Genomic DNA, 13,693 nt, shown 5'->3' on the forward strand with positions numbered 1-13,693 from the left:
ATAAAAAACCCCATTACTGGGGCCTTTTGTTTACATCTTGGCTCTATATGCCAATGCCTGCTCCGGATTCATCGGTTCAGGCACATAGTTATCAACTGGTTTTAGTGTCTGAAGGTACTTAAAAATGGCTGTTAGATCTTCATCTGGAAGATCCTTTAAATTCTCCCATGGCATAGGTGGCATTAAAGGTCTGGCCGTTTCCATTCCAAGGTGTCTTCCGGTTCGCATGGTCGCAATGAATGTTTCAGGCGTCCAGCCCTTCAGTCCGGTCCCGTGAGGAGTTAGATTTTTGGAAAAGGTCATACCCCACATCCCGACAGCTGCGGTAAAGTGTTCATTAAAGTACGTCCAGTGACCAGGTTTGAACACATTTTCGTCAATTACTGGAAGTGGTGAACCATTTGGATGACCTGAAAGAAGACGTGATTCATCTAAATGCATGCCTCCTGTTTCAGTAAAAACCTTGGGAGTGTGGCAGTCATGACAGGCGCCCAATGAAACAAGTTGCTTCCCTCTTGCAATAACCTGACCCTCAGTAAACGTTACAGGCTTGCTTTTTTCCTTTTGTGTACAGCCGACCACTATGGCCAGCATTAACACCAATACTACATTTCTCATTGTGGTAATACAGGGATTAAGTAGTTGAGTTATAAAAAATCCCGCAATCCCAAACTCAAGATTTATACCAAATTATATTTTATACATCTATGAAATTTTCTAATCAAAATCCACCAAAAAACTAATCGTCCTCGAACAGGCCAACTACTAGATATATCTGTAGGAGCTTATGGATACGTCTACTAACTTTGTTGCCATAACAACCTTTTAATCATGGCAACTAAATCGAGCGTTTTTCATTACGGTGAGGATCATTTAACGGCCGGGATCGCACTATCCATCTCGAGAGGACACACAAAAGGAATTCTGTCTTCCTCAAGCCGTGAAGCAATCCGCAAAAGTGCCAACGATGTAAAGGCCATTGCCGAGGGTGATAAGGCCGTTTATGGTATTAATACAGGGTTTGGGCCACTATGCACCACCCAGATTTCTAAAGCGGAGACAGGAACATTACAAAAGAACTTATTGATGAGTCATGCTGTAGGACTCGGTGACCCCATCAATGATGAAATAGCAAAGCTGATGCTAATTCTAAAAGTACATGCATTAGCTAAAGGTTATTCCGGCGTGCAGGAAGCCACGATAGACCGGATCATTTTGCATATAGATGAAGACGTCATTCCATTGGTGCCGGAGCAAGGATCAGTAGGAGCTTCTGGTGATTTAGCACCACTTTCACATTTGTTTTTGCCTTTGATTGGGTTAGGCAAGGTTAAGATTAATGGTGAGTTTTTACATACCGAGGATTGGTTGAAAAGACAAGGATTGTCTCCCATTTCACTCGGCGCTAAAGAAGGACTTGGGCTCATAAATGGAACGCAATTCATAGCCGCTCATGCGATTAAAGTTGTAGAAAAACTGCAAAATGTAATGGCGCATGCTGATATTTCCGGAGCTATGATGGTGGAAGGATTGCTAGCCTCTGTAAAACCATTCTCACCTGAACTTCATGAAGTCAGGGCATACAAAGGAAACAGACACGTCGCATCCTTTATTAGCAATCTGCTGGATGGATCTGAGGTGGTTCATTCCCACGCCAACTGCGCGAGGGTTCAAGACCCCTATTCACTGAGATGCATGCCTCAGGTTCATGGAGCTTCACGAAATGCATGGCTTCATGTAAAAGAGATGTTAGAGGTTGAGATCAACTCTGTAACTGACAATCCGATTGTTTTTAGTGCTGATCACACAATAAGCGGTGGAAACTTTCATGGGCAACCAATGGCACTACCATTAGATTATGCCTGCTTTGCTGCGGCGGAAATCGGAAATATTTCAGATCGCCGTATCTATCTATCCCTGGAAGGAGACACACCCGGAGTACCTAAACTACTACTCAAGGAAACAGGCACCAACTCTGGCTTCATGATCCCACAGTATACTACTGCGGCATTGGTAAGTGAAAACAAAGGACTATGTTTCCCTGCTAGTGCTGACAGTATTCCCACCTCTCTCGGTCAGGAAGACCATGTGAGTATGGGTTCCATTGGTGGTAGAAAGGCCCTACGTGTCATTGAAAATGTGGAGAAGATCATTGGTGTAGAGGTGTTCTGCGCCGCTCAGGCATTAGACTTTCACAGGCCATTAAAGTCAAGTAAGATCATGGGAGCCATTCACGACCATGTCAGAACAAGAATCGATCACATAACCAAGGATGGAATTATGAATGAATTGATGGAAACAGCTATCGAAATGGTGAAAAACAAAGAACTAATCGAAGTGGCTAGAAAGACTGCAAATAACCACTCAATCTCTTTAGAGACACCATTCAGTAACGATTTTGACACCTACTAATCACCGAACCGGTATGACATTCAAAGAGCAGATACTTCTAGGGATTCCGAATACACTTCCTCAAAAAAAGCCGCTAAAAGAAGGTGTAAATCGAGCGCCTAAGCGAAAGGATATTCTTACTGCAGAAGAAAAAAAACTAGCTGTGAAAAATGCCCTCCGCTACTTCCCTACTGAGTGGCATGCAGAACTAGCTCCTGAGTTCCTTCAGGAACTAAATGATTTCGGCAGAATCTACATGTACCGATTCATGCCAGAGTACGATATGTATGCTCGCTCTATTGAAGAGTATCCTGCTGTATCACAACAGGCAGCTTCTATCATGCTGATGATTCAAAATAACCTGGATCCTGCAGTAGCACAGCACCCTGAAGAACTCATCACTTATGGAGGAAATGGAGCAGTTTTCCAAAACTGGGCTCAATATCTGCTTACCATGCAGTATTTAGCAACTATGACCGATGAGCAAACATTGCATATGTATTCAGGTCATCCGATGGGTCTTTTCCCGTCTCATAAGGACGCCCCACGCGTAGTTGTCACCAATGGCATGATGATTCCGAACTATTCACAACCTGACGACTGGGAGAAATTCAATGCTTTGGGTGTAACACAGTATGGTCAGATGACTGCCGGTTCCTACATGTACATTGGTCCGCAGGGGATTGTGCATGGAACAACCATCACGGTTATGAATGCTTTTCGAAAGAAGCTTGGATCAGGAATTTCTCCGGCAGGCAAAATCTTTCTTACGGCCGGATTGGGCGGCATGAGTGGTGCTCAGCCAAAAGCTGGTAATATAGCAGGGTGTATCACTGTCTGTGCAGAAGTGAATCCAAATGCAGCTCACAAACGTCATCAGCAAGGCTGGGTAGACGAAATCATCGAAGATATTGATACGCTTGTTTCGAGGCTAAGACAAGCCAAGGAGGCAAAAGAAGTTGTTTCCATTGCTTATGTAGGTAATGTAGTGGATGTATGGGAGCGCTTCTACGATGAGGAGATCCTAGTAGAGCTTGGATCTGATCAAACCTCTCTTCACAACCCATGGTCCGGAGGTTACTACCCGGTTGGACTAAGCTTTGAAGAAGCTAATGACCTGATCAGAAACAAGCCTGAGCAATTCAAAAAGCATGTACAGGAAACCTTGAGAAGACATGCAGCTGCCATTAACAAACATGCAGAGCGAGGAACATACTTTTTTGACTATGGCAATGCCTTTCTACTCGAGGCATCACGTGCCGGAGGAGAAGTCATGGCTGATAATGGCATTGATTTCAAGTATCCTTCCTATGTGCAGGACATTCTCGGGCCTATGTGTTTCGATTATGGGTTCGGACCTTTCAGATGGGTGTGTACGTCAGGAAACGCAGAGGACCTAAGAAAATCAGATCAGCTGGCTTTAAAAGTAATGCGTGAGATTAAGGCTGAGGCACCAAAAGAAATCCAGCAACAGATGCAAGACAACATCCGATGGATTGAGGAGGCTGAGAAAAATAAGTTGGTCGTCGGGTCACAAGCAAGGATTTTATACGCCGATGCTGAAGGAAGAGCTAAAATCGCGGAAGCATTCAATCAAGCCATAAAAACAGGTGAAATCTCGGCACCAATTGTGCTAGGCAGGGATCACCATGATGTAAGCGGCACTGACTCTCCATACCGTGAGACCAGCAACATCTATGATGGCAGCAGATACACGGCAGATATGGCCATTCAGAATGTGATCGGTGATAGTTTTAGAGGCGCTACCTGGGTTTCTATCCACAATGGTGGCGGTGTTGGCTGGGGTGAAGTGATCAATGGTGGATTTGGGATGCTTTTGGATGGCACTGAAGAAGCTGATCGAAGATTAAAGTCAATGCTATTCTACGATGTAAATAATGGTATAGCCAGACGAAGCTGGGCGAGAAACGAAGAGGCACTTTTTGCAATTAAACGTGAGATGGAGCGCACTCCTGAACTGAAAGTAACGCTACCTAATTTGGTAGATGATGAATTGTTGGATAGCCTTAATTAGAGATCCATCACGTGCGGCTCTGACTCCCAATTTCCAAAAATCCAGTTGCCAGGTAACGTCTTATCACCGGATGCGAAGAACTCTTCAACTGCGGTCATCAGATCGTACCTTGAAAGCTTGTAGCTCTTCGTCTTATCCAGCAAGCTAAAAGCCTTATCACTGAATGCTCTGTCAATCCCGAAAATATCGTAAAAGTCATCATACTCCTGCTTTGAGATAAACCCGTCCCTATTCTGATCGAAGAAGTCAAACATAAAGTTGAAAATCAGCTCTTTATAATCATCTAATGTGTCTTCATCCTTTGACAGGATTACCTCTTTCAGAAAAAACTGAACCCACTCATCTTCTGTTACCTGATTAAAAGAAAAAGGCTTGATATCTTTTACAAGCGTTTTGAAAAGCTTCACAGCCTTATCGGTAATACGCTTATGTTCCTTACTTCCCGGCTCATATCCGAGCTTTTCACGAACTTTCTCCACCATTTCTGTGAAGTCGTCCATTTGGAGGCTTCCGTTGCTGTTTAAGTCTAAAATTCGAAAGAAATAACCAAGCTTTTTACGTTGGAATTCTGCAGACATGGCGAGTATAGGTTTTGACAAAAGTAGAAACTATTTCCAATTTTAAACCACTCGCTTTTCGATATAGCCAGAATTGAAAATACTCAGTGCCCCCATGTATTTAAGCCTGAACGAAATAAGATCACCAACTTTGTACTTCTCACTTGAATCTCCCAGATCAACGATTAGCATATCGGAGCTGGCTCCAGTAATTTCAATTGATTCGTCTTCAGGAATTAGAAAGTCTTCTGAAACATCCAATAATCCAATATCTAGTATTGCCCGATAGGAAGTTTTACCATAGTCTTCCTCATTGATTTCGAATACTTCCCCGGAAGGATTAACATCCATGTAGCCCGTTGGAACCTTAGGTTTTTCAGTGATTTCAATAATTTCAGAGTACAGCTTAAATACATCACCCTCCATCCCTGGCACCACCTTCTGAGTGAATAGATCAAGTCCAAAAAATAACATCTCACCAATCCTAAAATGATTGATCCCCTCCGGAATTTGCTTCCTGAATATAAGTGGAACCACAACAGAAGTACCACCGGAAACCCATGGAATCTTTCGGTTGAATTTAGCCTCTATAAGTTGCTCATAAAGAGACATTTGTATCAACTTATCTTCTGATGGCATGACCCCATACAAGCAGTTTAGATTCGCACCTATTCCAGTCACTTCTATGTTTGGCAGATTAAATACCGACTCATAAAAATCCATAAGGTGATCCCCCATCACTCCTTCTCTCAAGTCACCCAACTCGATCATAATGATCACCTTATGCTTCTTGTTCTGCTTTACAGCTTCATCTGAAATCCACTTGATGGTTTTGTATTCTGTATTGAAACTGGCATCCGCAAATTTCACCAGCCTTGGAATGCTTCGTTTCGCAGGTGGTTTGATATAGACTGTCTGAACTTCAGGACTTAACTTCTTGATTGCTTCCAGATTACTAATTCTAGAGTCGCATATCTCCTTGGTTCCGAGAGCTATAACTTCTTTAAGGTATTTCTCATTTCCACAAAGGAGCTTAGATACCACTGCCCACTCTATGTTATTCTCCTTGAACAGGTTATCCAGAAACTGATAATTCTTTTTCAGCTTGTCTTTATACAATTCTATAAATGCCATTTGCTAGTTTATTATGCGTGGTATTTTGGCTGGTAGCCTGGTTAGTAATTCATAATTAAGCTGATCACTGAGTTCCCCGAAAGAGGCGACACTTATTTCAACATCCCCACTTTTCCCGATCAAAGTTACCTCATCTCCTTTAGCAACTTCTTCAAGTTCGGATACATCTACGGCCATGTTATTCATATTCACCATCCCAATTACTGGAATACGCATGCCATTAATCAAAACACGACCAGTGTTGCTGAGTGAGCGACTGAATCCATGCGAATAACCTATTGGCACGATAGCGATCTTCATATCCCGCTGCGCAAGGTAAGTAGTCCCATATCCTACAAATTCGCCCATTTCCACATGTTTTACACTCATGATCGTACTCTTCCAGGTTATTAACCTCTTTAGAGGCTCAGTCTTATCAGCTCTCCCTTTCAGGTGTTCAATGAAAATCTCTCTACTAGGCCAAAAACCGTACTGAAGAATACCTATCCTCACCATATCTTCATGCATATCCGGAAGTCGGATAGATGCCGCAGAACAGCATGTATGTCTCATTTTTGGCCTGATATTGTTATCAACCAAGAGTTGAGTCATTTGGTTGAATTTATTTTTCTGATCTTCAACCCGGATGTAATTAGCAATGCTTTCAGCTCCCGCATAATGCGTGCATATCCCCTGTATTTCGAGCCAATCATGATTTTCATTGAGAATAGGAATAAGTCGACTGATTTCTTCCTCATCAAAGCCAGTTCGGTTCATACCGGTTTCCAGCTCAATATGAACTCTAGCTTTCTTATTAACCGACCTGGCCATTTCTATAGCCGTTCGCACTCTGTCAAACTCAAACACAAAAAATGAAATGTCATTAGCGATAGCCCAGAGGATATCCTCATTTGCAATGAATCCCATGATCATAATCTCTGTATTAGGATTATTTCGAGCTTCCAGCACTTCTTTGGCCTCATCGGCGCTATGAACGGAGAAATGATCTATCCCCAATGACTCTGCCATTGGAATAAAATCCTTTATGCCGTGACCATAGGCATTTCCCTTCACTACGGATGAAATACGTGTTTCCTTTTTGATGTATGACCTCAAAAATTTGAGGTTGTTTTCGTAAGCCTCCCTGCTCAACTCAATATACGACGTACTATTCATTAATTGCATTTTCGACGATGGTAGTAAACATTTTTACAGCCGTAGGGATGATCTCATCAGGGAAATCATAGTCCGGGTTGTGAAGAGCAGGGCAATCTACCCCTGAACCTATACCAAACATGGCCCCAGGATATCTTTGGGTAAATAATCCAAAATCTTCTCCCCACTTAAATGGTCTTTCTCTTACCGTAAAATCAAATCTACTTTGAGAAATAGCCTCTTTGATAAACCTAACCGCTTCAGGACTATTCTTATTCGCTTCAAAAGCCTCCGTCCAGTTGATCGTGCTTCTTAAGCCATGCTTTTGACTAATTCTCTCAACCTGATCCGTAATTCGCTTAGAAAATGCATCCATTACTTCACTGCTCCAGGTCCTCAACGTATAGTGAACTTCTCCATGCCCGGCTGAAACCCCATATGACTTCTCTCCCATATGAAGAAAAACAGGCGTGGCTAGTGCAAAGCCATCATCATTCAACTCTGGCTTACTTTCCTGTTCAAACATGTTTATGATCTCAGCAATGGCTAAAGCGGGATTTATACCCAACTCTGGCTCAGCAGCATGTGAGGTCTTTCCATCCAATTTCACGATTATGCTTTTTGCTGCCGCAGTGAAACTCCCTTCTTTTATCACTGCCTGATGGAGTGGGTATCCAGGCAAATTGTGAAGTGCAAACACATAATCTGGTTCAAAATCAAATCGGCCGTCAGCTAAAACAGCCTTGGCTCCTTCACCATTTTCCTCTGCGGGCTGAAAGATCAAAATTAGCCTTCCTTGTTTCAGGGGATTGTGCTTAAAGTAATGCGCAACCCCACACATGATGGCTGTGTGTCCATCATGGCCACATTTATGTGACACTCCTTCATAGATTGATTTATGCTCAAAGTCATTGATCTCCTGAATAGGAAGTGCATCATGATCTGAACGAAGCATGACCGTCTTACCATTTTTGCCAGAATCAAACTTTACCATCACCCCTGTTCCTCCTATTGGCTCGCCTGAAATGTCAAGCGTTTTTAAAAACTGGATAATTCTATTCTGAGTCTGTTTCTCGTTTTGTGAGACTTCAGGATGTCTGTGCAAGTCCTTTCTAAATTCAATTAATTCTTTCATTGGGGTCTTTTCCATCTCATTTCGAGGTATTTATTGGTAAACCCTAATTTTTCATAAAGTCCTTTAGCCGGATTGTTAGGTTCTACATGAAGGGCAATATCGCCCTCTGTTTCCTTAAATGCGCGCTCAATCAATTGCCCACCTATTCCTTTTCCACGATACTCAGAGTGGGTAGCGATGTAGACAAGGATGTTTTCCGGGATATACCCGGCCATTCCTGTTTTATTGATGATGGTAGCACCTACAATCGTGTCACCATCCCAGGCAGAAAGTATCAGTCCCCCTGGATGCTTGCCGGCATTCAGTGCATACTCGATGCACTTTCTGATGTCCTCCTTAGGATCACCAAATTCATCCAAAAATCGGTGAAGGAAACTAACAATCTCTTCTTTTTCGTAAAGTCCTACCGTCTGCGCAGGAGAATATTTCTTAAAGGTTAAATTCATTTCTTATGATTTTTAATTAATCCAATGCTTATAAACACAACTGCAGCCACAATTATTCCATAGAGGTTAGGATCTAATCCAAACCACTGAATTTTAAAAAGGGTGAGCGTAGTTGTGACTACACCACCCAAAATCATGGCTAAAAATGCACCCATTTTTGTGGATTTCTTCCAATAAAACGCTCCCAGTATCGGGACGAACAAGCCAGAAACCATGAAAGCATATGAGAAAAGCATGGCCTCCAGTACATTTTCCAGTGAAAGTGCGATGATAAGTGCAATGACTCCAAGTACCAGCGTGGCAATCTGAGATGCTCTAAGCGATCGCTTTTCCATCTCACCCTCACCTGCGTCTTTAAAACGCATAATGTCAGTTAAGAATGAGCCGGAGCAGGCCATCAGGCAGCTATCAGCTGTGGACATTACCGCTGAAAAGTAAGCAGCAAGCACCAGTCCCATCAGCCCATGTGGGAGTACTGTTCGCAGTAACACAGGCAATCCGAGCTCAGGATCCATGTTGGTTGTCGCTGCAAAACCTACTGCTTCAAACATACCCTGCTCGTAAGCCACCCTACCAAAAAGCCCTAGTATCACTCCAAGAAAGGCCATCAAAGGCCATTCAAACAAACCAGCAATAAACCAGGCCTTCTTTGCTTGCTTTTCACCTCGACTTGCGAATATTCGCTGATAGAGCGTCATACCCACAAACCAGATTGGGATGATGGTAATGGACCAGTTCACCAGATCCCTCCAGCTAAGGTTGGTCAACGTGAGGTAATCTTTATCCACAATAGCATAAATAGCCTCCCAGCCTCCTATGGCTTCAAATGCAAAAGGAATACCAGCAAAAAGCAATCCTGCCATCAGGATGATCCATTGAAAGGTGTCTGTATAGATCACCGCTTTCAGCCCACCAAGAATGGTGTAGCCAACAGCTACTATGCCCATCACTAAAACTGCATGGGTAAACGAGAAGTCAACAAATGTTCCTGATGCAAGTTTGGCTCCTGCTATAATCTGAGAGCTGGTAAATCCTAAATAGCCAATGGTGGTGATTACTCCAGCAAGAATTGCCACATGCTTGCCATAAAAGAACTCAAAAATCTGTGGTAAAGTGGTGAGTTTTTTGATACCGGGAAGTTGATATACGCGAGGGATAAGCAAAACGGCTGCCATCCAAGCCCCTATCAGCCCCGTAAATAATAACCATGAGCCCGAAAGCCCCATCGTAAATCCAAGACCTCCAAGGCCGATGGAGAATCCTCCACCAACATCCGTAGCAACCACGGACAAACCTATATGCCAGCTGGACACATTCCTTCCAGCCACATAATAATCATCACTGGTTTTGTTTTTTCGATAGAAGTGAAGTCCTACGAGAAAAACCAAAACAACATAAATAGCAAAAATTGCTATATCAAAGATCACAGACCACTCCTTTCTTTTAGGAGATGTGGAAATAACTGCTTTGTGGTCTTTTGGTCTTTAAAAAAGAAGATAACTTCTTGCTACTTTGGTTTAAGTGAGCCACAAAGGTAAAACATCGCCATTCGCTCTAAAAGTTTTTAGGCTATTATCGGGCTATTAAACAAATAGTATAGAGATTTAGGCATGAAATTCGGTCAAAAGCTAATCGCAGCGTTTCTTTTTGTGCTTTCCTCGTGTGCTCCGTTGAGCAAAAGTCAGTTAAAGGTTTCTCATAATTATTTTGAGGCTGTTGCTAACTATCCGCGTTATTACCGAGCATTGAACGTTACAGTCGCCGATCTTAATCTCGAAGCTAAGAACCTGGAAAGCTCACTTCATTCCTCTGACTCTTTGAGGGTGGCTACTATTATCCATTCAATCAATGAGTACGAGGAGTCTATGATTGTGCCTGACAGCATTCTGATCCATACAAAATACCTGGATACCTATATTCAAAACTACTACTCACTCATTCCGAATGGATTTAATATCTATCGGGCGCTAAAGGGCACCACAGAAACCATCGGAGGAATTTTTGGACTTGGAGGCGTAGTGAGCGGAATACTACCTAACCAAATAAATGGGTTAAATCCAGCTAAGAAAGGTAAGATACAATCACACATCCTTTCATCAGAATCTTATTTGATGGAGTCTCTTTTGAAGTTGAAAGCGTATATCAACGAATCGTATCTTCCGCGGCTGGATGAGGTAGACAAGCAATCAATAGTTCACTTTGAAGCTTTGCTGTCAAGCATCAATCATAAAACCCCACCCCTGGAGTATTATACTAAACACAATAGAATGCTGACACAATTCTATCAGCGACTGTACCACACCAAAAGTCTGGTTAAGCAGCTTTCCAAAGCTATCGATTCATTCATGGTGGTGGAAAAAGAACTGACAGCCAGCTTTAAGGAGCGAGGCAAACTTGACATGGAAAGTACGCATATCAATGAACTACTGAACGATATGCAACGGATCAACTATCTACTTGTTGAACTGAATGATAGGAAATAAAAAAGTCCGCTAACGCGGACTTTTAAATATTTAGATCATATCTCTTAAGCAAAATCTACCTTGCCACTGCCCAAATTGTAGAAAGCAGACACAATTTTGAGCTTACCCTTATCTACCGCTCCCTTCAGGATTGCAGATCGATCATACAAATCTTTAGCAGAAAGCTCAGCATTCTTTTTCACGACCACATTTACATCAGAACTTCCTGCCTGAGCTTTTGCAGGCTCTATTTGAGCCAAAAGGTGATTTAGATTATAGCCATTGTCACCACCAGCAAGCGCCGCACCAACAGCGCCGCAGCTTTCATGACCCATTACGACTATCACCTCTGTTCCCAAGTGCGCTATGGCGTACTCTATACTGGCTATTGTATCTGTATTCGCAATATTTCCAGCCACACGAAGCACAAATAGCTCGCCCAGACCTGTATCAAAGGCTAGCTCTGGTACCACACGGCTATCTGCACAGCTAAGCACCACTGCCCATGGAGCCTGACCGCTTACCAGCTCCGACCGTCTGGAATCGTCCTGAAGCTCTCCTTTTAGCTTATTTTCAGCGAAGCGCGCATTTCCATCTTTTAATCGTTGAATTACTTGTTCTTGAGTCATGTTAAAAAAATTTAATAACCGTTAATGTAAAATAATATAACTATTTCAATAAAATTCGTTCTATTTGTATCAGGATTCATCGCTAATTATTAATCTTCTCATAATAAAAATGTTGAATCCGAGCCGCTTCGTTTACGGAGCGGCTCTTTTTTTATCTAAGTTTTTGCTCCCACTGAAAGGCCCTCCGCTCCGTTTCAATCCGCTTCTGAACTTCTGAATCATCGAATAGATCATGTTTTGACCCTTTCGACGTAAAGTGCCACTCATTACAGTATTCACACTGATAAACGTTGATTGGCCCCTCTCCGTGTTTATAATCGTTGCGTACATGATGTTGAATCAGCGCTTCTTCAGCCAATTCAAGGCTACTAAACGACCGCTTTCCTGATGTACAACTACTCAATGTCCAAACCGTTTGATTTCCAATCAGAGAATCCACCGGAATAATCATAAATCTTTTTGAAACCTGCTTCGGAGAGCATTTTTGATGCTTTACCACTCCTCCCACCACTTGCACAATGAATGACAATGGGTGCGTCCATGTCCTGAGATTTCATACGATCAAGAAAACCATCCGCAAGGAAATCAATATGTAAAACTCCCGGAATATGCCCCTCGTCATACTCTTCCTGTGTTCGAATATCCACCACTACAGTACCTTCTTTCTGTAATTCAATAAGTTTATTAGCTGAAATCACTTCAATAGGCTCCTGCTCTACCGCTGAACATGCGAATAAGGCAAATAAAAAATATATTGTTCGAATCATCGTATTTATTATATATGTTGTAAAAAGACTAAGGCTAAAATCAGGTTTTATACGTAGGACTGAAATAGCACCTAATACGTACCTTAGCCCAAAGTGATCCATATTTGGATCGAAATTTGATTGACCAGTTATCCTTATAGCATAAAATTATGAAAACCATTCTTTTAGGCATACTAGTATTTATAACAACTTCGATCTACGCGCAACAAAATGAGCGTTTGGATGAGAAAATTGATGAAATAACGTATGATTGGGACTTAGAGGCAGACAAGCTTTCAACCTATGCCGGGCTACAGCAGCTTTGCTCTGATGAGGAATATAGAAAGAAGATTCTGGATCTTTTAGAAGAGATTCACCACTATGACACGGTATTATACGGCGTTTTAGTAAAACTTTCCCGCACCAGCGATGATAAAGAGGTGAAGAAAACACTCAAGGACATCAAGAAATTTGAAGAGGAATATGATACTAAAAGCTTTGTACACTTCATGAATGAAGAATGCAAGGCGATGCGAGACATTGAAAGACATGCCGAGGAAACCGCAAACGATGTTGGCATTAACTCGTACTCCGGACAGGTATACCTACTTGAAACTGAACTATTTAAGTACGTAAAGCATGTGACTGCCAGAGTGGATAAAATAAGAATCCACGTTCATCATCTGAGTAAACATTACAACTAGCTCAGCTTTTCAGCAAATACCTTTTTGAATTTTTCAACCTTAGGTGCCACTACCAGCGCACAATAAGGTTGATTCCCATTTTGGTTGTAATAGTCATCGTGGTTTTCCTCTGCCGGATAGTAGCTGGTCAGTGGACTGATCTCAGTTATAATCGGATCAGGCCAAATTGCTGACTCGCCTAGCTTTTGTTTATAAGCTTCTGCTAAGGCTTTCTGAGTATCGTTGTGATAGAAGATTACTGACCTATACTGTGTTCCAACATCATTTCCCTGCCGATTCAGCGTAGTAGGATCGTGTGTTTTCCAGAACACTTCTAACAA

General features: G+C 42.3%; 14 protein-coding genes. 4 read left to right on the forward strand and 10 right to left on the reverse strand.

What is annotated here, in order from left to right; all coding sequences use genetic code 11:
- Positions 1–30: 30 nt before the first annotated feature.
- Positions 31–618, reverse strand: a complete 588-nt coding sequence (locus tag ACEQZT_RS03050; protein ID WP_370087107.1) for a cytochrome c — start codon at positions 616–618, stop codon at positions 31–33.
- 213 nt (positions 619–831) lie between these two features.
- Between ACEQZT_RS03050 and hutH the strand changes: the two genes are divergently transcribed.
- Complete coding sequence (gene hutH / locus ACEQZT_RS03055) at positions 832–2,412, forward strand: histidine ammonia-lyase (RefSeq protein WP_370087108.1); 1,581 nt, start codon at positions 832–834, stop codon at positions 2,410–2,412.
- Positions 2,413–2,425: 13 nt separating this feature from the next.
- Positions 2,426–4,426 carry a urocanate hydratase gene (locus ACEQZT_RS03060; protein ID WP_370087110.1) on the forward strand — a complete coding sequence of 667 codons (2,001 nt, stop codon included), beginning with the start codon at positions 2,426–2,428 and terminating at the stop codon, positions 4,424–4,426.
- On the opposite strand, the gene ACEQZT_RS03065 is transcribed toward ACEQZT_RS03060, so the two are convergent.
- From ACEQZT_RS03065 to ACEQZT_RS03090, 6 genes are read right to left on the reverse strand one after another with little or no spacing between them, the layout of a single operon-like run.
- Positions 4,423–5,004: an EF-hand domain-containing protein gene (locus ACEQZT_RS03065; protein ID WP_370087112.1), complete on the reverse strand. Its 582-nt coding sequence runs from the start codon at positions 5,002–5,004 to the stop codon at positions 4,423–4,425. The two genes, ACEQZT_RS03060 and ACEQZT_RS03065, sit on opposite strands and share 4 nt — an antisense overlap.
- Before the next feature lie 42 nt (positions 5,005–5,046).
- Positions 5,047–6,117, reverse strand: a complete 1,071-nt coding sequence (locus tag ACEQZT_RS03070) for an alanine racemase (protein ID WP_370087114.1) — start codon at positions 6,115–6,117, stop codon at positions 5,047–5,049.
- A 3-nt stretch (positions 6,118–6,120) separates the two neighbouring features.
- Positions 6,121–7,272 (reverse strand): alanine racemase, encoded by a 1,152-nt coding sequence (alr, locus tag ACEQZT_RS03075; protein ID WP_370087116.1) that lies wholly within the window; start codon positions 7,270–7,272, stop codon positions 6,121–6,123.
- Positions 7,265–8,386 carry an amidohydrolase gene (locus tag ACEQZT_RS03080; RefSeq protein WP_370087118.1) on the reverse strand — a complete coding sequence of 374 codons (1,122 nt, stop codon included), beginning with the start codon at positions 8,384–8,386 and terminating at the stop codon, positions 7,265–7,267. Before ACEQZT_RS03080 ends, alr begins: the two co-directional genes overlap by 8 nt.
- Positions 8,383–8,832, reverse strand: a complete 450-nt coding sequence (locus ACEQZT_RS03085) for a GNAT family N-acetyltransferase (protein ID WP_370087120.1) — start codon at positions 8,830–8,832, stop codon at positions 8,383–8,385. The genes ACEQZT_RS03080 and ACEQZT_RS03085 overlap by 4 nt, the downstream gene beginning before the upstream one ends.
- On the reverse strand, positions 8,829–10,259 hold the full coding sequence (locus ACEQZT_RS03090; RefSeq protein WP_370087122.1) for a sodium:solute symporter: 1,431 nt from the start codon (positions 10,257–10,259) through the stop codon (positions 8,829–8,831). The genes ACEQZT_RS03085 and ACEQZT_RS03090 overlap by 4 nt, the downstream gene beginning before the upstream one ends.
- Before the next feature lie 183 nt (positions 10,260–10,442).
- On the opposite strand from ACEQZT_RS03090, the gene ACEQZT_RS03095 reads away from it, so the two are divergent.
- On the forward strand, positions 10,443–11,315 hold the full coding sequence (locus ACEQZT_RS03095) for a hypothetical protein (RefSeq protein ID WP_370087123.1): 873 nt from the start codon (positions 10,443–10,445) through the stop codon (positions 11,313–11,315).
- 44 nt (positions 11,316–11,359) lie between these two features.
- Here the strand turns inward: ACEQZT_RS03095 and ACEQZT_RS03100 are convergent, their stop codons facing one another.
- Positions 11,360–11,923: a carbonic anhydrase gene (locus ACEQZT_RS03100; protein WP_370087125.1), complete on the reverse strand. Its 564-nt coding sequence runs from the start codon at positions 11,921–11,923 to the stop codon at positions 11,360–11,362.
- A 395-nt stretch (positions 11,924–12,318) separates the two neighbouring features.
- A complete protein-coding gene (locus ACEQZT_RS03105) occupies positions 12,319–12,690 on the reverse strand; it encodes a rhodanese-like domain-containing protein (protein WP_370087127.1) in 372 nt (123 codons plus the stop codon).
- Positions 12,691–12,839: 149 nt separating this feature from the next.
- On the opposite strand from ACEQZT_RS03105, the gene ACEQZT_RS03110 reads away from it, so the two are divergent.
- A complete protein-coding gene (locus ACEQZT_RS03110; protein ID WP_370087129.1) occupies positions 12,840–13,373 on the forward strand; it encodes a hypothetical protein in 534 nt (177 codons plus the stop codon).
- Here the strand turns inward: ACEQZT_RS03110 and ACEQZT_RS03115 are convergent.
- Positions 13,370–13,693 (reverse strand): peptide-methionine (S)-S-oxide reductase MsrA (locus tag ACEQZT_RS03115; protein ID WP_370087131.1); only part of this gene is annotated, 324 nt, incomplete at its 5' end. The genes ACEQZT_RS03110 and ACEQZT_RS03115 overlap by 4 nt on opposite strands.

Source organism: Ekhidna sp. (assembly GCF_964218185.1).
Classification (GTDB): domain Bacteria; phylum Bacteroidota; class Bacteroidia; order Cytophagales; family Cyclobacteriaceae; genus Ekhidna.

Excerpts from the sequence above, each read along its gene's own strand:
- ACEQZT_RS03050 (WP_370087107.1), bottom strand. The coding sequence starts at position 618 with ATGAGAAATGTAGTATTGGTGTTAATGCTGGCCATAGTGGTCGGCTGT.
- hutH (WP_370087108.1), top strand. The coding sequence starts at position 832 with ATGGCAACTAAATCGAGCGTTTTTCATTACGGTGAGGATCATTTAACG.
- ACEQZT_RS03060 (WP_370087110.1), top strand. The coding sequence starts at position 2,426 with ATGACATTCAAAGAGCAGATACTTCTAGGGATTCCGAATACACTTCCT.
- ACEQZT_RS03065 (WP_370087112.1), bottom strand. The coding sequence starts at position 5,004 with ATGTCTGCAGAATTCCAACGTAAAAAGCTTGGTTATTTCTTTCGAATT.
- ACEQZT_RS03070 (WP_370087114.1), bottom strand. The coding sequence starts at position 6,117 with ATGGCATTTATAGAATTGTATAAAGACAAGCTGAAAAAGAATTATCAG.
- alr (WP_370087116.1), bottom strand. The coding sequence starts at position 7,272 with ATGAATAGTACGTCGTATATTGAGTTGAGCAGGGAGGCTTACGAAAAC.
- ACEQZT_RS03080 (WP_370087118.1), bottom strand. The coding sequence starts at position 8,386 with ATGAAAGAATTAATTGAATTTAGAAAGGACTTGCACAGACATCCTGAA.
- ACEQZT_RS03085 (WP_370087120.1), bottom strand. The coding sequence starts at position 8,832 with ATGAATTTAACCTTTAAGAAATATTCTCCTGCGCAGACGGTAGGACTT.
- ACEQZT_RS03095 (WP_370087123.1), top strand. The coding sequence starts at position 10,443 with ATGAAATTCGGTCAAAAGCTAATCGCAGCGTTTCTTTTTGTGCTTTCC.
- ACEQZT_RS03100 (WP_370087125.1), bottom strand. The coding sequence starts at position 11,923 with ATGACTCAAGAACAAGTAATTCAACGATTAAAAGATGGAAATGCGCGC.
- ACEQZT_RS03105 (WP_370087127.1), bottom strand. The coding sequence starts at position 12,690 with ATGATTCGAACAATATATTTTTTATTTGCCTTATTCGCATGTTCAGCG.
- ACEQZT_RS03110 (WP_370087129.1), top strand. The coding sequence starts at position 12,840 with ATGAAAACCATTCTTTTAGGCATACTAGTATTTATAACAACTTCGATC.